Here is an 18,379-nt window from a genome sequence, read left to right on the forward strand (position 1 = left end):
AGGATTCCATGTTTCAAATGCCGTTGCGCAAGCTGGACCAGCTCAGACCCGAACCGACTGAACTGGACCGCTACGAAGTCGCCGCCACCGCAGACCTGCAGACCTGGCAGCTGAAGCAACTCGCATGGTCGTTGCGCCATGCCTATGACAACGTCCCGCACTACCGCGCCAAATTCGACGCCGCCGGTATTCATCCGGACGATCTCACGAGCCTCGACGATCTCGCGAAATTTCCGTTCACCACCAAGACCGATCTGCGTGACAACTATCCGTTCGGCATGTTCGCCGTGCCCGAGCAACAGGTCGCGCGCATCCATGCCTCGTCGGGCACCACCGGCAAGCCCACCGTCGTCGGATACACCAAGCGCGACCTCGACACCTGGAGCGATGTGGTTGCTCGCTCGATCCGCGCCGCAGGCGGACGCGCCGGCATGAAGCTGCATAACGCCTATGGCTACGGCCTGTTCACCGGTGGTCTCGGCGCGCATTACGGCGCGGAGCGTCTCGGCTGCACGGTGATCCCGGTTTCCGGCGGCATGACCGAACGGCAGGTGCAGCTCATCACCGATTTCAAGCCGGATATCATCATGGTCACGCCATCCTACATGCTGGCAATCCTGGATGAATTCCGGAAGCAGGGCCTGGATCCGCGCAAGTCGTCGCTGCGAATCGGCATCTTTGGTGCCGAGCCGTGGACCAATGCGATGCGCGAGGAGATCGAGGAAGCCTTCGATCTTCATGCCGTCGACATCTACGGCCTGTCGGAGGTGATGGGCCCGGGCGTCGCCAGCGAGTGCGTGGAGACCAAGGATGGGTTGCATATCTGGGAGGATCATTTCTATCCGGAGGTGATCGATCCCCACACCGGGAAGGTGCTGCCAGACGGCGAGGAAGGCGAGCTGGTGTTTACATCGCTGACCAAGGAGGCGATGCCGATCATCCGTTACCGAACGCGCGACCTCACCCGCCTGCTGCCCGGCACGGCGCGCGCCATGCGACGCATGGAGAAGGTTACCGGCCGAACCGACGACATGATCATCCTGCGCGGCGTCAATGTGTTTCCCACCCAGATCGAGGAAAAGCTGCAGACCATCCCTGGCTTGTCGATGCATTACCAGATCGTGTTGACGCGAAGCGGTCGCATGGACGAGATGGAGATTCACGTCGAGGCACGTCCCGAATTCTCTGCGTCAGACCTCCGTCAGGCCGCCGCCAACCGGCTGGAGCAGGCGATCAAGGACACCATCGGCATCACATCGCGCGTCATCATCCGCGACCCCGACGGCATCGAACGCTCGGCCGGCAAGGCTAGACGCATCCTCGACCGCCGGCCGCAGAGCTAGATTCCAAAGGACTTCGATTCAACATGGCCCGTCCTCGCGCCAATAACTACGACGACAAGCGCCGCGCGATCCTCGATCGCTCAGCGGAGTTGTTCTCCGAATACGGCTATGACCGTGCATCCATGAACAAGATTGCCGCTGCATGCGGGGTATCGAAGGCAAATCTCTATCATTACTACAAGGACAAGGATGAGCTTCTGTTCGACGTCATCCGCGTCCATCTCGAAGACCTGCTGCAAGTCGTCGAGGCTGCCGACCACCCCGATCTGGCACCCGCCGCGCGGTTGCGCGAGTTGGTGGCGGCGCTGCTCGAGGCCTATCGCGACGCCGACGCACAGCACAGCGTGCAGATCAGCAGCATGCGGTTCCTGTCCGACGAGCGCCAATCCGCGTTGAAGAACATGGAACGCGAACTCGTGCGCATCTTTTCCAGCGCCGTATCCGGGATCGCCCCGCAGCTCGCGGGCACGACGATGCTCAAGCCGGTGACGATGTCGCTGTTCGGAATGGTCAACTGGCACTACCTCTGGTTCAGGAGCCAGGGCCCGTTCACCCGCGGGGACTATGCCGACCTGGTCACACGGCTGATCACCGACGGCACGCGCGATCTGCTGGCGCAGCCCGCTCCCGTCCCCAAACGTGCCACCGCACGCAAGTAGCGCAGCCTCCCCACTCGGCCACTCACAAAGAAGGGCGATCTCATGAAAATCGAAAGCTTCGTTTGCGGACAATGGGCGGCCCCCGGGCGCGACCTGATCGAGATCGCCAGCGCAGTGTCCGGCGACGTGATCGCACAAGCGATCAGTGGCGGGATCGATATGCGCAAGGTGCTGGACTATGCCCGCGGCACTGGCGGCGCACATCTGCGGCGACTGACCTTTCACCAGCGCGCGGACATGCTGAAGAAACTCGGTCAGTATCTGACCGAGCGCAAGGAGCAGCTTTACAAGCTGTCGTTCCAGACCGGCGCGACCCGCACCGATAACATGATCGATGTCGACGGCGGCATCGGCACCCTGTTCGTCTATGCCGGCAAGGGTCGCCGTGAACTGCCCAATGCGAAATTTATGCTCGATGGCGGCGTGGAATCGCTGTCGAAAACCGGCAGCTTCGCCGGCCAGCATATCGTGACGCCGCTGCATGGCGTCGCGGTTCATATCAATGCGTTCAATTTCCCCTGCTGGGGAATGCTGGAAAAACTCGCCCCCGCATTACTGGCCGGCGTTCCCGTCGTGACCAAGCCCGCGACCGTCACGTCCTATGTGGCGCATGCGCTGGCGCGCATGATTGCCGAGTCCGGCATTCTACCCGACGGCGCCTTCCAGTTTGTCGTCGGCTCGACCGGCGACCTGTTCGATCACCTCACCTGCCAGGACGTGGTGTCCTTCACCGGCTCGGCCGAGACCTCGCAGAAGCTGCAGCGACATCCGATTATTGCCCGGGAGGCGGTTCGTTTCGTGGCCGAACGGGATTCGCTCAACGCCGCTATCCTCGCACCCGATGCCGGGCCTGGCACGCCGGAATTCGACCTGTTCATCAAGGAAGTGGCGAAGGAGATGACGGTGAAGGCGGGACAGAAATGCACCGCAATCCGCCGCGCTATGGCACCATCCGCCCATGTCGATGCCGTCATCGCGGCGCTACGCGAACGACTCGCCAAAATCACCATCGGCAATCCCGAACTGGAAAGCGTGCGCATGGGCCCGCTGGTGGGACTAGACCAGCGGCGCGACGTACTCGCCCATGTAGCGAAGCTGCGCAGCGAAGCCGAACTGGTCAGCGGCGATCCCGACCATTTTTCCGTCGAGGGTGCGGACGCCGCACGCGGCGCTTTCGTGCCGCCTTTGCTGTTGCATTGCGCGAATCCCGCCAGTGCCGTCAGCGTGCATGAGATCGAAGCATTTGGCCCGGTCTGTACCGTGATGGGCTACGACGCGCTGGATGACGCGATCACGCTCGCCAATCGTGGCGGCGGCAGTCTGGTCGCATCGGTCTATACGCATGATACAAAAATCGCATCCGACCTCGTATTCGGCATCGGCAGCTTCCACGGGCGCCTGGTCATGATCGATCGCGATTGCGCCAAGGAACAGACCGGCCATGGCTCACCTATGCCACAGATGGTCCATGGCGGTCCCGGTCGCGCCGGCGGCGGCGAAGAACTCGGCGGCATTCGCAGTCTGCAACACTACATGCAGCGCACTGCATTGCAGGGATCACCTGCCATGCTCACCGGGATCACCAGAAGCTGGTCCAAAGGCGCGCCGATCGTCGAGAAGGAACGACATCCGTTCCGCTATCACTTCGAAGATCTCGATGTCGGGCAGACCTTCATGTCGAAGGAACGCACGATCACGCTCGAGGACATCGAGCACTTCGCCCACTTCACCGGCGATACATTCTACGCCCATATGGATGAGGAAGCGACCAAGGGACATCCGTTCTTTCCCGGCCGCGTCGCCCATGGCTACCTGCTGCTGTCCTTCGCTGCCGGACTGTTCGTGGATCCCGATCCCGGCCCGGTGCTCGCCAATTACGGCCTCGACTCGCTGCGCTTCATCAAGCCGGTGCAACCCGGAGAGGCCATCAAGGTACGGTTGACCGCGAAGGAGAAGTCGCCGCGCAACAAGCAATATGGCGAGGTTCGCTGGGACGTCGAGATCACCACCGCGACCAACGAAACGGCGGCGACCTATGAACTGCTCACGATGAACGCCGTGCGCCCCTGATTCTTGTATTGGGCAGCGCCCATTGGCTGCCCGCCACCACACCCGAAATCTATTCAGGAGACCACCATGATCCTCGTCACAGTGATGTATCCCGCCGGAGCCGAGACGAAATTCGACCTCGATTATTATCTGAGCAAGCATATGCCGCTGGTGAGGGAACGCTGGACACCGCATGGGTTGACCAATACCCAGGTCGTGAAGGGCGTCAGCAAACCCGACGGCAGCGCACCGGACTTCCAGATGATGGCGCTGCTGACCTTCGGGTCGCTCGACAATTTCAAGGCTGCCGGCAAGGCGCATGGCCGCGAGATCTTCGCCGACATCCCAAATTTCACCGATACTCAGGCTACGGTTCAGATCAGCGAGATTCTGGCCTGAGGCCTTCAGCGTCAATGATCGGTGGAGATGCAGCTCATGGCCAGCGCGGCGGCGATCGGTGATGCGGAGCTCGTCCGCGGCTTTTCGTTGAAGGCATTGCCCGACGCCTTTTACGATGACCCCTATCCGACCTACCGCGCCCTTCAGGCGCACGATCCGCTTCACCGGATGGCAGATGGGTCGCTGTTCCTAACACGGCACAGCGATCTGGAGGCCATCTACAAGGACACGACCCGCTTCAGTTCCGACAAGAAGGTGGAATTCGCGCCCAAATACGGCATCGGTTCGTTGCTGTTCGAACACCACACGACTAGCCTCGTGTTCAACGATCCGCCACTGCATACGCGCGTTCGCCATCTCATTGCCGGCGCCCTCAGCCCCCGCACAATCGCTGAAACCGAACCGCGGCTGGTCGCTTTGGTCGACCGCCTGCTCGACGACATCGCGGCCCGCGGCCATGCCGACCTGATCGAGGATTTCGCCTCGGCGATCCCCATCGAGGTGATCGGCAACCTGCTTGGCGTGCCCCATGACGAACGCGGCCCGCTGCGCGGCTGGTCGCTTGCCATTCTCGGCGCCCTTGAACCAACGCTGTCGGCAGAGGTGCAGTCACGCGGCGAAATCGCCGTCGCCGAGTTCCTGGACTATCTGCGCCGCTTGGTCGCGGACCGGCGAGCACGGCCGGGCGATGTCGAACACGACGTCCTGACATGTCTCATCGCCGGCGAAACCGCTGGCGGCGAACGGCTCAGTGAAAGTGAATTGCTGCAGAACTGTATCTTCATCCTGAATGCCGGCCATGAGACCACGACCAATCTGATCGGCAACGGCCTCGAACTGCTGTTGCGCTTTCCGGAGCAAAAGCAGCGTCTGATCGACGAGCCGGCGCTGATCCGCCCCGCGATCGAGGAATTCCTGCGGTTCGAAAGCTCCAATCAGCTCGGCAACCGCAGCGTCGCGGTCGAGACCGAGCTCGGAGGCATCGCACTTCCGAGGGGCACGCTGATCACGCTGTGCATCGGCGCCGCGAACCGCGATCCCGCGCAATTTGCTACGCCTGATCAACTCGACATCAGCCGCGCGCCGAACCGCCATCTGGCTTTCGCTTCGGGCGCCCATGTCTGCGCGGGTCTCAATCTCGCCCGCATGGAAGGCCGCATCGCCATCGCACGCTTCATGGCTCGCTTCCCCGATTTCGCCGCCTCCGGTCCTGCACAGCGGGCCCGGCGCGCCCGGTTCCGCGGCTTCACATCATTGCCCGTAACGCTTGGATGATTTCTTCACATCGAATGCAGGATGCTCCGTGATGACGACCTTCGACGCCTCTACTGCCACTCATCTGCTGCAGACCGTTTTTGCCCCATGGGTGCAGGACCTCGACCTCTCAATCGAAAGCATCGGCGGTGACGGCGCTATCTTGCGCATGAAGTTCTCGGACAGGCTCTGCCGCGATAACGGCGTGGTTTGCGGACAGGCGCTGATGTCTCTGGCCGACACCGCCATGGTGTTCGCGATATCTTCGGCAGCGGGCGGCTATCTGCCGATGACCACAGTGGATCAGACTATCCACTTCCTCAAACCGGCCATGCGTTCCGATCTGCTGGCTCAGGCACGTGTAGTCAGGCTCGGGCGCACCATGGCGTTCGGCAGTGTAACGATCGAAACCGCAAGCGACGCAAAGCCAGTCGCGCTGGCCCAGACCGCCTATGCGATCATGCGCGACAGCAAGTAATCAGACCTGATCATAGTCGACGGTGATGCGCGCAGACACCGGATGTGCCTGACAAGTGAGCACGAAGCCCGCCTCCAGCTCCCACGGCTCCAGCGAATAATTGACATCCATCTGCGTGTCGCCCTCGACGACTTTCGCGCGACAAGTGCTGCACATGCCGCCCCTGCAGGCATAGGGCAGATCCATGCCCGCGCGAAGCGCCGCATCGAGAATGGATTCCCCCTCGACGATCGGCACGTCCTTGCGCTTGCCGTCCACGATGAGCGCCGCGACCGCCTTAGGGGGCGCCTTCGGAGCCACGACCGGCTTCGGCCGTGGCTTGCCACCCAGGCCCGAGACGAAACGCTCGACATGAACATGCTCGGCTGCGACGCCGAGTTCGGCACAGGTCGCCGCGATCTCCTCGCTCATGGCCACCGGTCCGCAGATGAACACATGATCGATCGCCTTCGCCGGCACCATCGCACGCAGCAGGATGGAGACCTTGTCGTGATCCAGCCGGCCATACAGGATCGGCAGGTCCTGTTCTTCCTGAGATAGGACGTGGAACACGGACAGACGGCCCATGAACCGGTCTTTCAATTCCTCCAGTGCTTGAAGAAACAGAATGCCGGAGGCCGTCCGGTTGCCGTAGAAGAGAAAGAAGCGGCTCTGTGGCTCACGCGCGAGAATGCCGCGAATGATCGACATGATCGGTGTGATGCCGGAGCCCGCCGCGAAGCCCACATGGATGCGCGCCTGCTCCGGCGCATGCGCGATGCCGAAGCGGCCGGTCGGCGTCATGACGTCGAGCTCGTCTCCCGATTTGATCTGCTCGAGCGCCCAGTTCGAAAAGGCACCGCCGTCGACCTTCTTCACGGCGATGCGCAGTTCGCGATCATCAGGACTGGAGCAGATCGAATAGGACCGGCGCACCTCCTCGCCATCCATCATAGTCCGCAGCGTCAGATACTGCCCCGGCGCAAACGCGTAATCCTGTTCGAGATCTTCGGGAATTGCGAACGTCATCGACACCGCATCGGAGGTCTCGCGGCGCAGATCATCGACCGCGAGGCGATGGAATTTGGGAGTATGGGACATCGGGCAGTCGTCCTAATGACACTTGAAATAGTCGAAGGGCTCGCGGCACGCCGTGCAGCGCCACAGCGCCTTGCAGGACGTCGAGCCGAACTCGGACAGCACTTCGGTATCGGTCGATCCACATTGCGGACAGGCCACACGCTGTTCACCAAACAGCGCCCGGCGGCCGCTCCCGGTCTGCGGTGGCGCCACACCGTATTCCCTGAGCTTGCGGCGGCCATCGTCGCTCATCCAGTCGGTTGTCCAGGCCGGCGACAATACCGTTCTGACCTTCGAATTCCGAATGCCTTCGCGCGCCAAGGCCAGTTCTATTTCCAGCGCGATCATGTTCATTGCCGGACATCCCGAATAAGTCGGCGTGATCGCGACCTCGACCTGTCCGTCCACAATGGATACGTCGCGCAGGACGCCAAGATCCGCGATGGTCAGCACCGGAATTTCCGGATCGACTACTTCGGCGGCTGCAGCCCATGCACGCGCCCGCAACACACTGTCATTGGTGTCGGCGATCACCACGTTGCACCCGGGAACGAGCGCTGCAGCGACTGCAGCTCGCTGAGAAGGTGGCCAAGATGCTCGCTGTGGTGTCCCGAACGCCCGCCTTTCTGCATCCAGCTTTTGTTCGGGCATGCCAGCGTCGCCGTCTGCAAAACACCGGTCACGTTGTCGGTCCAGCCAGCGCGCAGGCTTTCCGGATCGACCACCAGCCCATCGGCGATCAATGCGGCATCGCTGTCATCGGTATGGAACAGCTCGCCGGTGAAGGCCCAAAGATCGTCAACTGCGGCTTGCGCACGACTGTGGCTCTCGGCCGTGCCGTCGCCAAGGCGGATCACCCATTCGGACGAATGCCGGACATGATAGGCGCTCTCTTTCTCGGATTTCGCGGCGATCGCAGCCAGGGTGGCATCTTTTGAACCCATCATGGCGCGCCAGTAGGAATCGGCAAAGGCCGAGTAGAAGAACTGCCGGACGATGGTGCGGGCGAAATCGCCGTTCGGCTGCTCGACCAGCAGACAATTGCGATACTGGCGGACGTCGCGCAGATAGGCGTAGCGGTCCTCGTCATTGCCGTTGCCTTCGACCTTTGCCGCGTAGCTATACAGCTCACGCGCCTGGCCGATCAGATCGAGGCCCATATTGGCGAGCGCCATATCCTCTTCCATCATCGGTGCATGGCCGCACCATTCCGACAACCGGTGTCCCAGGATCAGCGCGTCGTCGGCACGACGCAACGCATAGAGCACCAGGGGGCTCTCAGTTACCGAGATCGAAGCTGCGGCCATGGCCTGTGATCCTGCTGGCAAGAATTCTGTTGCTGTAAGAGCATGATGCGTGCGCGAGAGAAGCAGCGCGGGCGCTTGCTCACATGTGGCCAACTTCGTCCGGCACATCGTAGAATGTCGGATGCCGATAGATCTTCGACAGTGCCGGCTCGAACATCATGTCCTTCTCGGCGGGATCCGAGGCGACGATGGTGTCCGACGGGACGATCCAGATGGACAGCCCCTCACCGCGGCGCGTGTAGATATCGCGCGCCGCCTGCATCGCCAGGGCGGCATCCGCGGCGTGCAGCGATCCGACATGCTTATGTGCCAGCCCGTTGCGGCTGCGAATGAAGACTTCCCAAAGCTGGATGTTCGGCGTGCTCATGATCAGCTCCTGTCCGTTCAAGCCGCGACAGCTGCGCGGCGTGCCCGCTGCTTCTCCGCATAGGCCGCGGCGGCCTCGCGGACCCATGCGCCATCGTCATGTGCCTTGCGGCGCGCGGCGAGACGATCACGATTGCAGGGGCCATTGCCGGCCAGCACGTCCTGGAATTCCTTCCAGTCGATGGCGCCATAATCCCAATGGCCCGTCGTTGCATTCCACTTGAGATCCGCATCCGGGATCTTGAGGCCGAGATAGTCGGCCTGGGGAACAGTGGCGTCGACGAATTTCTGACGCAACTCATCGTTGGAAAAGCGCTTGATCTTCCAGCGGGTCGACTGATCGCTGTGCTGGCTCTCGCCATCCGGCGGGCCGAACATCATCAGGCACTGCCACCACCAGCGATCCAGCGCACTCTGCGCCATCGCCTTCTGTTCGGGCGTCCCGTGCGACAGCGTGACCATGATCTCGTAACCCTGGCGCTGATGAAACGACTCTTCCTTGCAGACGCGGATCATCGCGCGCGCATAGGGGCCGTAGGAACATCGGCACAGCGGAATCTGGTTCATGATGGCGGCACCGTCCACCAGCCATCCGATCGCGCCGATATCGGCCCAGGTCAGCGTCGGATAGTTGAAGATGGACGAATACTTCGCCTTGCCGCTGAGCATCTGATCGACAAGTTCCTCGCGCGAGGTGCCGAGCGTTTCCGCGGCCGCGTAGAGATAGAGGCCGTGCCCACACTCGTCCTGCACCTTGGCCAGCAGTGCCGCCTTGCGACGCAGGGTCGGCGCACGCGTGATCCAGTTGCCTTCCGGCAGCATGCCGACGATTTCGGAATGCGCATGCTGGGAAATCTGCCGCGTCAATGTCTTGCGATAGGCAGCAGGCATCCAGTCATTGGGCTCGATGCGCTCCTCATTGGCGACGCGGGCCTCGAAACGAGCGGATTTATCAGCGTCTTCCAGATGCCGGTCGTCGGCCTGCGGCGCATTCAGGGCCTGCGTATACATGCCTCGTCCTCCCGTATGTTTCCCATAACATATAACGGAAAAAACGAATATCAAGATATTTTTGTAACATAATGGCTACTGGTCCGAGAACCTGCGGGCGAGTTCCATGCCAGGCGCTGGCAATGGTCCGCCCGCGCTTGCGCCGTGTTGGTCGAGCCACTGCTCGGCGGCTGAGAGCAAGGCCCGGTAGATCCGTCCGCACAGCGCACGAGCCTCTGCGGCGGGCCAATCCGCCGGTAGCAGCGCCGATGGCAGCAATGGGTCGCGCAGCAGGACACGGCGGTACTGATGAATCAGCAGGACGCGCGCCAGCATCGCATCTGCCGGCGGCAGTGCATCCGCGCCGGCGATCCACGCCTCGAGCGGCGCGAAAGTCTTCAGAAAATCCCGATACGAATCGGCGATCCGCGGCAGCAGCCAGGACTCCCCGATCAGGCGTCGCCCCATTTCGTTATCGGCCGATACTTCCAGCCGGATCGCACCGGCCGCTGCCGATGGCACGGCGGTGCCGGATGGCGCGACCCAGACACCCGGCATCGGATTGCCGAACCCCGCCTCGGTCAAGGCGGCGCGCGACACCTCGCGATCCCCGCCATTGGAGATCAGGAGCAATTCAAGAAGCCCCTGCCACTCGGAGGGCTGCGGGTTGTAGACATGCGCTACGGCTGACGCGAAGCGCTCCTGCCCGTCTGGAGCCAGCTTGTAGAAGCTCTTGCGGCCGACCTTCTCGCGATCGAGCCAGCCATCTGCTGCGAGCCGGGACATCGCGGTGCGCACCACGCCGCCGTCGATCTCGAGCATGTCCAGAAATGCCAGCAATGTGCCGAGCCATACCGATCCGCCACGCGGCAAGATTGCGTCGCCATAGAAGGTAATGATCAGTGAGCCAGTGCGCGAGGGTTCACGCTTGAATCGGCTGATAATGCGAAAGAGCGGATGCTGCGACATGCCACATCCGTAAAACATTCCGGGGCAATCACCAACCTGCTCGCCCCTGCACTTTGATTGGTAGAATGAGATCCGACATGCGCCGGCGGCCCGGCGCAAAGAGCAGAATCCGGCGAAGTACTGAGTGCTGAGCGCAAAACACAGTGCACCCGCGCCGACCATTCGAAGGACTCGCGTCGTGGTCAGCGGCGGCGACCTGCCGATGATATCGATTGGTAGCGATGCATGGCAAATGCCAACGCAGCAAAACCTGCAGAGCACGGCACAAAAGCGATAAGGTGATTCATGCTGCTCTTTCTCGGGCGCGACCGCGACACACCCGTGCAATGTATGGAGGACGACACCCCAAGAGTGCTCGTAAGGCGGGCTCTATGGTGGGAGGTGTTGCCATCCATCACTCAATGCCATCCTTCATGCTAATCATGATGGTGCGCAGCAGCCACGGGCATGTTGGGGGGTGGGGGGCAATGGTCTTGGTGGATCCCCCCCGAGGCAGGACTTCATTTGCAACCTTCAAGTCGGTGAGGGAACGTGGTCGAAACCTGATCGAGGCCCACCCTCATGATCAGAGGCTCCAGTTTTGGGAGCTTGAATCGCCTCCACGGCACACCATCAATCCGCAATATGTGGCGCAAAGCCGCCACTGCTATGAATTGACTTCCGCTTCCGGCGGCCTAGCGGAAATGGGCAGACTTGCCGCTGGTTCACCCTTGTAGCGACCGACCCGACCCGGACTCATCGTCGCTCCTGTATTGGCGAGTATATCAAGAATTTCGTACTTGTCGCGAGCAACGGTGAATGGTCCTTTGCCTACATAACGCATCAAGTACTATCTGGCATCGGACCTCATACGGATCGAAGATGAAAGCCTACCTATTTGACTTGGACGGCACTCTTGCAGCCAGCGAGGCTTTGAAAGCACGAGCACTAGCTCAGGCCTGCGCGTCCTATGGAGCGAAAGCCAACCACCTGATCTATGCTGACGTGATGGGCGAAGACTGGCCCACGGTCACCGGGCATTTTCTCAAACGATACGATCTAAGACCGCCATTTGATGAGTTCAATGATCGCTTCCGCGGCTTCTATCTCGATCTGATCGAGGCGGAAGTCTCTGAAACGCAGGGAGCCCGCCAATTCGTTCTTGAAACGCGGAGCAGCGGGACAAAAATCGGAGTGGTCAGTTCGGCTGCCACCTGGATGGTTGAGAAGGTGCTGGCGAAGCTCGATCTACAAAACTCCTTCGACCTGGTCATCACTCAGGAAGATGTGGCGCGTCATAAGCCCGATCCGGAAGCCTATCTGTTAGCGCTTTCCCGATTGCGGGTGAGCGCGAAGGATACCCTCGTCTTCGAGGATTCTTCCGCGGGCATGAAGGCGGCGAAAGCTGCCGGTTGCCACTGCGTTGCAGTTCGCCATGCCTTTAATGGAAAACACGACTTCTCCGGCGCTCTCCGCCAGATTGAGAGCTTTAGTGAGGTTCTCGGAGCGGCAGCGCAGGACTGGGATTCATAGAAACGGCTACGAATCTCTGTGCTTCTACGCACAGCAGGCCAATTCTAATATCAAGATTTTGCCGCAAATTGGGGTAATGCGAGATTCGTCGGCAAGTCTACTCGTGGGCACATAGCGTCAGTTCTTGTTTTACAGCGGCATGTTCGTTGTCAGCGAAAACCCGGAAGGCACGTGCTCCGGGCGAGTATTTCGCATCTTGACCCACTGCGGAACGGCTTAATTAAACGCGATAAATTTGTCCCTGCTCGGAAGGACGTTACCATGCTGAATAGATCGGGGAAGGCGCTGCTATTCGATATTGATGGCACACTTGCCGATAGCCGCCTGTAGGATTTTGACTTGAGCAGGATCATCAGTCCCAAGCGAAAAGGTGATCGACTGGGCACGCGCAGTTGGAGTGACGAACTTGACGCTGTCGCCGAATGGTATCGCGAGCCTTTGCCCCACGACCCTGCCCTTTATATCGGCTGGAATGCGCTGCACGAAGTAGGCAGATCGCGAGCTTTTCCGCTTCATTGGACGTACCACCCGAAACAGCATTGTTGCGCACCCTTGTTAGGCAGTCGGGCAAGCGCAACGCACTGATAGGGTTTAACTTATTGAAGGGAAAGATATCTACAATGAGATGGTGCCCAGGGGCGGGATCGAACCACCGACACTGCGATTTTCAGTCGCATGCTCTACCAACTGAGCTACCTGGGCGCCGCCCCGGATCAGGTCCAGGGAGCGCCGGTTTATAGTCAGGCAAATCGGCCCTGTCCACCCGCCCGATGGCATTTCTGTGAACGAAGATTTTCCCGTCAAAACAATGGGAAATGATCGCTTCGGACCGGCTTGGACAGCGCGAATGCCCGTCAAGCCTATTCGGCGTCCTCGTCATCCGTCGGTTTGCCGGGAATCGCATAGGAACCCGACAGCCAGCGATTGAGATCGACGTCGCGGCAACGCTCGGAGCAGAACGGCTTGGAGGCCTCCACCGCGGGCTTGCCGCAGATCGGGCACGGTTTTTCGCCGGATTTGGACACTTTAGCTTGCATTCAACCAACCGAAACGGATCGGGAAGCCTTCGCCGCCCAGCAGGGAGACGGTCTCATAGAGCGGCAGGCCGACGATATTGGAGTAGGAGCCGACCATCTTGACCACGAAGGAGCCGGCAATGCCCTGCACGGCATAGCCACCGGCTTTGCCGCGCCACTCGCCGGAGCCGATATAGGTCGAGATGTCTTCTTCATTGAGGCGCTTGAAGCGCACCTTGGTCTCGATCAGCCGCTGCCGGAAGCTTTCCTTGGGGGTGACGATGCAGACCGCCGTATAGACACGGTGGTTGCGGCCCGACAGCAGCCGCAGACACTGCGAGGCTTCATCGACCAGTTCCGCCTTGGGCAGGATGCGGCGGCCGACGGCGACCACGGTATCCGCCGCGAGAATGAACGCGCCGCGGAGTTCGTCGTCGAGCTGGACCGACTTCAGCGCCGCTTCCGCCTTGGCTCGGGCCAGACGATTGGCGCAGGCGCGCGGCAACTCGCCCCGCTTCGGGGTCTCGTCGACATCGGCAGGACGCAGCGCATCGGGCTCGATCCCGGCCTGATTGAGCAGGCTGAGGCGGCGGGGCGAACCGGAGGCGAGAACGAATTTGGGGCGGCCGAGCATGCGGGCTGATGATCCTGGAAATGCGCGGGGAACCTATCGGAAGCCCCCTGCTTCGACAACCGCGGTGCGGTTATTTAGCCGCTGGCGGCGCCGCCTTTCGCGAAACGTTTGCGAATCCGCAGCAGCAGCCCATCGCAGACCTCGCGATAGGCCGCCAGTTTCTGGTCGCGGTTACCTTCGGTTCCCGTGGGATCCACCGTCGGCCAGTATTCGACCTCGGCGGCATCGGTGCGCGTCAGGTCCAGCGCCTTGTGATGCGCCTCCGGCGACAGCGTGATGATGAGATCGAAATTGAGCCCTTCCCAGTCCTCGAGTTCCTCGAAGGTCATGGGCTTGTGTCTGGAGATGTCCTGGCCGAGTTCGGCCATCACGGCCACCGCAAAGGGATCGAGCTCGCCCTTCTTCACCCCGGCGGATTTCACATACAGCGCCTGCGGAAACATCTGCTGCAGCAGGCTGGCGGCCATCGGCGAGCGCACGCTGTTCTGGCCACAGGCAAACAACACCGCCTGCGGCGTACGCGCGCGTGGCGGCGCGGCCATGCGCTTACGCTCGCTTTTTCTGGCGCATGATCGGGTCCGAAAACCGGAATCCACTTTTCGGGATCATGCGCTGCTCAGCCCTTCCAATGAAGGACAGAGATCAACGTAAAAAGCCGTCGCGACGTTTCGAAATCGACGCGCACCTTGCCGGCCAATCGTTCCTGCAGCGTCCGCGAGCCTTCGTCATGGATGCCACGGCGGCCCATGTCGATGGCCTCGATCTTGTCAGGCGTAGCGGTGCGGATCGCCTGATAGTAGCTGTCGCAGATCATGAAGTAGTCCTTCACAATGCGGCGGAACGGCCCCAGCGACAGAAGGTGCGCAACGACAGGCGTACCGTCCTCGCGGCGGATGTCGAACATCAGCCGGCTGCCGGTGATGCCGATATGCAGCGTAAACGGGCCGACGTGTGCGCCTTCCGGCGCGAACAGGTTCTGCTCGATCAGGTCGTAGATCGCGATCGCGCGCTCATGCTCGATATCCGGCCCGGAACGGCCGATCGATTCCTCATCGAGCGTCACCGCGACGATGCGGTTGTTGCTGTCATCCTCTGGTGGAGGGGCATTACTCATCGCAAATTGAGGCGCAATCCGACCGAACGTGCGTGGGCATCGAGGCCTTCGGCCTTGCCCAGCGTCATCGCAGCCGGTCCCAGCGCCCGCAGCTGATCCGGCCCGCACTTCAGGATCGATGTTCGCTTCATGAAGTCAAGTACGCCGAGGCCCGAGGAGAACCGCGCCGAGCGCGCCGTCGGCAGCACGTGGTTGGAGCCGCCGACATAGTCGCCGATCGCTTCCGGCGTATGGCCGCCGAGGAAGATGGCGCCGGCATTGCGTATCTTGAGCGAGAACGCCTCAGGATCGGCCGTCATGATTTCGAGATGCTCGGCGGCGATGGCGTTGGCGAGCGGCACGGCGTCATCGAGCTTATCGACCAGAATGACAGCGCCGAAACTCTCCCACGACGCACGCGCGATCTCGGCGCGCGGCAGTGTGGTGAGCTGGGCCTCGACGGCAAGGATAACATCGTCCGCAAGGCGCTCACTGTCGGTGATCAGGATCGACTGCGCGTTGGCGTCGTGCTCCGCCTGCGCCAGCAGATCCGCCGCAATCCAGTCGGCATTGGCGGTATCGTCGGCGATGACCAGGACTTCCGACGGACCGGCGATCATGTCGATGCCGACCTTGCCGAACACCTGGCGCTTGGCAGCGGCCACATAGGCATTGCCGGGACCGACGATCTTGGCCACCGGCGCGATGGTCGCGGTGCCGTAAGCGAGCGCGGCCACGGCCTGCGCGCCGCCGACGCGGTAGATTTCGGAGACGCCACCGAGCTTTGCGGCGGCCAGCACCAGCGGGTTGAGCTTGCCGTCCGGCGACGGCACCACCATCACCATGCGCTCGACGCCGGCGACCCTGGCCGGCACGGCATTCATCAGCACCGACGATGGATAGGCGGCGGTGCCGCCGGGCACATAGAGACCGACAGCTTCAATGGCGCTCCAGCGCCAGCCAAGCTCGACGCCCAGCGCATCGGTGAAGCGGTCGTCCTTGGGCAGCTGGCGCTTGTGGAACAGCTCGATGCGATCACGGGCGAATGTCAGGGCCTCGACGGTCTCTGCGTCGCAGGCGGCCACGGCGGCATCGATCTCGGCAGGGGTCACGCGCAGAGCCGAGGCCTTGAGGTCGAGCCGATCGAACTTGCGGGTCGCCTCCAACAGCGCCACGTCGCCGCGAGCGGCGACATCGTCGACAATGGCGCGGGTGGCGGCTTCGATATCGGCCGCGACTTCGCGCTTCATGGTCAGGAAGGCATTGAAGCGCTGGGTGAAATCGGCGCTGGCGGTATCGATACGAATTGGCATTCTGGTGTTCCGGCGGGGCCTTGCCGGCCAAGGCCCCCTGCTCAATGGCGCGGCGGCAAAGGGCCGTCAACCCTGTGCTGCCATGGAAAGGATGAATAGCGGATCAGGCGTCCAGACCGGAGGCCTCGGTGCCGGCATCGCTGGTCAGATCGTCCGGGCCGAGATCGGCCAGTTCGACCTCGAGACACTCGACATCCAGCCGGAGTGCGCCCCCACCGGCGAAGATCAGGACGACGCTACCGCCAGGAGGCTCGGCGGCATGGAATTCGATGCCGAACAGTTCCAGCGCGATGTCGGGCGTTTCGAGATCGATATCGCGGGACTTGCAGGCCAGCACGCGGTCGAAGCGCAGCGCCGAGACCAGCCGGCGCGGCGTGACTTCCCCTGAAATCGTCTGATCCCAGTCGAGCCGACTCATGCCGACCACGAGCCGCTTCTCGCTCTGCCGCCAGATAATGTCGCCGACATTGACAGCCGCATCCTGAACATGCGCGGAAATCACCGCGAGGTCGTCGGCATCCAGTGCAATCAGCTTGCGTTGACCCGTCACGGCGACCCCTTTGAGAGAATCCTATCCGCTGATGCGCTCGATGGTAGCGCCGCAGGCGGACAGCTTTTCCTCGAGCCGCTCGAAGCCGCGATCGAGATGATAGATGCGGTTGACCATGGTCTCGCCTTCCGCGACGAGGCCGGCGATCACCAGAGAGACCGAGGCGCGCAGATCGGTCGCCATCACGGGCGCGCCGCGCAGCTTGGCCGTACCGTCGATGGTCGCGGTTTCACCGTCGAGGTGAATTCGCGCGCCGAAGCGGGCCAGCTCCTGCACATGCATGAAGCGGTTCTCGAAAATTGTCTCGGTGATATGCGAGGAGCCCGTGGCTGTCGTCATCAGCGCCATCAGTTGCGCCTGCAGATCGGTCGGAAAGCCGGGGAATGGCGCCGTCGACACGTTCACCGGCTTGATGCCCGCGCCGTTTCGCGAGATGCGGATGCCGTCGTTGTTCGGCGTCACCGTCGCGCCGGCCTCGACCAGTACGTCGAGCGCCGACTGTAGCAATTCAGGCCGTGCGCCTGAAAGTTGCACATCGCCGCCGGTCATGGCCACGGCCATGGCATAGGTGCCAGTCTCGATACGATCCGGCAGCACGGTGTGGCGCGTGCCATTCAGCTTGGCCACGCCCTCGATCGTGATCGTCGTCGTGCCAGCGCCGGAGATGCGCGCGCCCATCTTGTTCAGGCAGTCGGCGACGTCGACGATTTCCGGCTCGCACGCCGCGTTGTTGATAATGGTCGTGCCCTTGGCCAGCGTCGCGGCCATCAGCGCGACATGGGTGCCGGAGACGGTGACCTTGGCGAAATCGATCTCGGCGCCCTTGAGGCCGCCGGGGGCCTTGGCAATGACATAACCGCCGTCGATGGTGAGTTCTGCGCCGAGCTTCTCCAGCGCCATGATCAAGAGATCCACCGGACGGGTGCCGATGGCGCAGCCGCCGGGCAGAGACACCTTGGCTTCGTGCATACGCGCCAGCAGCGGCGCGATCACCCAGAAGGAGGCGCGCATCTTCGAGACCAGTTCGTAGGGCGCTGTCGTGTCGATGATGTTGGCGGCGGAGATATGCAGGGTCTGGCCCTGATATTCATGGTCGCCCGGGCGCTTGCCGGCCGACATGATGTCCACACCGTGATTGCCGAGGATGCGCTGCAACTGCGCGACGTCGGCCAGACGCGGCACGTTGTCGAGAATCAGCGTCTCGTCGGTCAACAGACCGGCGATCATCAATGGCAGCGCCGCGTTCTTGGCGCCCGAAATCGGGATCGTGCCATTGAGTTTGCTGCCGCCGACGATGCGAATGCGATCCATACCGATTCCCGCTGATTGCTGTGCCCTGACTATAGGGCGGATGGCCTCTTTAAAGCAAAAGCGTCGAAATTTGCGGT

Annotated in this window: 20 protein-coding genes and 1 tRNA gene; 7 read left to right on the forward strand and 14 right to left on the reverse strand. The window is 61.9% G+C overall.

What is annotated here, in order from left to right; genetic code table 11:
* Window positions 1–8 precede the first annotated feature (8 nt).
* The 6 genes from paaK (at window position 9) to BLW80_RS04360 (ending at window position 6,182) form a co-directional block, all read left to right on the forward strand.
* Window positions 9–1,343, forward strand: coding sequence for a phenylacetate--CoA ligase PaaK (gene paaK / locus BLW80_RS04335; RefSeq protein ID WP_093756943.1), 1,335 nt, complete (start codon window positions 9–11; stop codon window positions 1,341–1,343).
* A 23-nt stretch (window positions 1,344–1,366) separates the two neighbouring features.
* Window positions 1,367–2,002: a TetR/AcrR family transcriptional regulator gene (locus tag BLW80_RS04340; protein WP_093756944.1), complete on the forward strand. Its 636-nt coding sequence runs from the start codon at window positions 1,367–1,369 to the stop codon at window positions 2,000–2,002.
* Between the two features lie 42 nt (window positions 2,003–2,044).
* Complete coding sequence (paaZ, locus tag BLW80_RS04345; RefSeq protein WP_093756945.1) at window positions 2,045–4,072, forward strand: phenylacetic acid degradation bifunctional protein PaaZ; 2,028 nt, start codon at window positions 2,045–2,047, stop codon at window positions 4,070–4,072.
* A gap of 66 nt (window positions 4,073–4,138) precedes the next feature.
* Window positions 4,139–4,450: an EthD family reductase gene (locus tag BLW80_RS04350; protein WP_093756946.1), complete on the forward strand. Its 312-nt coding sequence runs from the start codon at window positions 4,139–4,141 to the stop codon at window positions 4,448–4,450.
* Between the two features lie 36 nt (window positions 4,451–4,486).
* Window positions 4,487–5,725: a cytochrome P450 gene (locus BLW80_RS04355; RefSeq protein WP_093757342.1), complete on the forward strand. Its 1,239-nt coding sequence runs from the start codon at window positions 4,487–4,489 to the stop codon at window positions 5,723–5,725.
* Window positions 5,726–5,756: 31 nt separating this feature from the next.
* On the forward strand, window positions 5,757–6,182 hold the full coding sequence (locus BLW80_RS04360; RefSeq protein WP_093757343.1) for a PaaI family thioesterase: 426 nt from the start codon (window positions 5,757–5,759) through the stop codon (window positions 6,180–6,182).
* On the opposite strand, the gene paaE is transcribed toward BLW80_RS04360, so the two are convergent.
* The 6 genes from paaE to paaX all read right to left on the reverse strand — a co-directional run bounded on the left by paaE (window position 6,183) and on the right by paaX (window position 10,873).
* Window positions 6,183–7,262, reverse strand: coding sequence for a 1,2-phenylacetyl-CoA epoxidase subunit PaaE (gene paaE / locus BLW80_RS04365; RefSeq protein ID WP_093756947.1), 1,080 nt, complete (start codon window positions 7,260–7,262; stop codon window positions 6,183–6,185).
* Between the two features lie 12 nt (window positions 7,263–7,274).
* Window positions 7,275–7,775 carry a 1,2-phenylacetyl-CoA epoxidase subunit PaaD gene (gene paaD / locus BLW80_RS04370; RefSeq protein ID WP_502688584.1) on the reverse strand — a complete coding sequence of 167 codons (501 nt, stop codon included), beginning with the start codon at window positions 7,773–7,775 and terminating at the stop codon, window positions 7,275–7,277.
* Window positions 7,772–8,548: a 1,2-phenylacetyl-CoA epoxidase subunit PaaC gene (gene paaC / locus BLW80_RS30680; protein ID WP_244527945.1), complete on the reverse strand. Its 777-nt coding sequence runs from the start codon at window positions 8,546–8,548 to the stop codon at window positions 7,772–7,774. The genes paaD and paaC overlap by 4 nt, the downstream gene beginning before the upstream one ends.
* A gap of 79 nt (window positions 8,549–8,627) precedes the next feature.
* A complete protein-coding gene (paaB, locus tag BLW80_RS04380; protein ID WP_089265549.1) occupies window positions 8,628–8,915 on the reverse strand; it encodes a 1,2-phenylacetyl-CoA epoxidase subunit PaaB in 288 nt (95 codons plus the stop codon).
* 17 nt (window positions 8,916–8,932) lie between these two features.
* Complete coding sequence (gene paaA, locus BLW80_RS04385; RefSeq protein WP_093756950.1) at window positions 8,933–9,925, reverse strand: 1,2-phenylacetyl-CoA epoxidase subunit PaaA; 993 nt, start codon at window positions 9,923–9,925, stop codon at window positions 8,933–8,935.
* A 75-nt stretch (window positions 9,926–10,000) separates the two neighbouring features.
* Window positions 10,001–10,873 carry a phenylacetic acid degradation operon negative regulatory protein PaaX gene (gene paaX, locus BLW80_RS04390; RefSeq protein WP_093756951.1) on the reverse strand — a complete coding sequence of 291 codons (873 nt, stop codon included), beginning with the start codon at window positions 10,871–10,873 and terminating at the stop codon, window positions 10,001–10,003.
* Window positions 10,874–11,734: 861 nt separating this feature from the next.
* On the opposite strand from paaX, the gene BLW80_RS04395 reads away from it, so the two are divergent.
* Window positions 11,735–12,385: an HAD family hydrolase gene (locus BLW80_RS04395; RefSeq protein ID WP_093756952.1), complete on the forward strand. Its 651-nt coding sequence runs from the start codon at window positions 11,735–11,737 to the stop codon at window positions 12,383–12,385.
* Between the two features lie 626 nt (window positions 12,386–13,011).
* Here the strand turns inward: BLW80_RS04395 and BLW80_RS04405 are convergent.
* The 8 genes from BLW80_RS04405 to murA form a co-directional block, all read right to left on the reverse strand.
* A tRNA-Phe gene (locus BLW80_RS04405) sits at window positions 13,012–13,087 on the reverse strand.
* A 158-nt stretch (window positions 13,088–13,245) separates the two neighbouring features.
* Complete coding sequence (gene yacG / locus BLW80_RS04410) at window positions 13,246–13,410, reverse strand: DNA gyrase inhibitor YacG (protein ID WP_439059750.1); 165 nt, start codon at window positions 13,408–13,410, stop codon at window positions 13,246–13,248.
* A gap of 1 nt (window position 13,411) precedes the next feature.
* Window positions 13,412–14,035, reverse strand: coding sequence for a Maf-like protein (locus BLW80_RS04415; RefSeq protein ID WP_093756955.1), 624 nt, complete (start codon window positions 14,033–14,035; stop codon window positions 13,412–13,414).
* Window positions 14,036–14,109: 74 nt separating this feature from the next.
* Window positions 14,110–14,577, reverse strand: coding sequence for an arsenate-mycothiol transferase ArsC (locus tag BLW80_RS04420; RefSeq protein ID WP_068734774.1), 468 nt, complete (start codon window positions 14,575–14,577; stop codon window positions 14,110–14,112).
* A gap of 74 nt (window positions 14,578–14,651) precedes the next feature.
* Window positions 14,652–15,149, reverse strand: a complete 498-nt coding sequence (locus BLW80_RS04425; protein WP_089266102.1) for a UPF0262 family protein — start codon at window positions 15,147–15,149, stop codon at window positions 14,652–14,654.
* Window positions 15,146–16,441 (reverse strand): histidinol dehydrogenase, encoded by a 1,296-nt coding sequence (hisD, locus tag BLW80_RS04430; protein WP_093756956.1) that lies wholly within the window; start codon window positions 16,439–16,441, stop codon window positions 15,146–15,148. The genes BLW80_RS04425 and hisD overlap by 4 nt, the downstream gene beginning before the upstream one ends.
* A 103-nt stretch (window positions 16,442–16,544) precedes the next feature.
* Window positions 16,545–16,991 (reverse strand): DUF2948 family protein, encoded by a 447-nt coding sequence (locus BLW80_RS04435; RefSeq protein ID WP_089266100.1) that lies wholly within the window; start codon window positions 16,989–16,991, stop codon window positions 16,545–16,547.
* Window positions 16,992–17,012: 21 nt separating this feature from the next.
* The gene (murA, locus tag BLW80_RS04440) at window positions 17,013–18,302 is read right to left on the reverse strand and encodes a UDP-N-acetylglucosamine 1-carboxyvinyltransferase (RefSeq protein ID WP_093756957.1); all 1,290 of its coding nucleotides are present in this window, start codon (window positions 18,300–18,302) and stop codon (window positions 17,013–17,015) included.
* Window positions 18,303–18,379: the final 77 nt, after the last annotated feature.

The organism is Tardiphaga sp. OK245, from assembly GCF_900108575.1.
In the GTDB taxonomy this organism is placed as follows: domain Bacteria; phylum Pseudomonadota; class Alphaproteobacteria; order Rhizobiales; family Xanthobacteraceae; genus Tardiphaga; species Tardiphaga robiniae.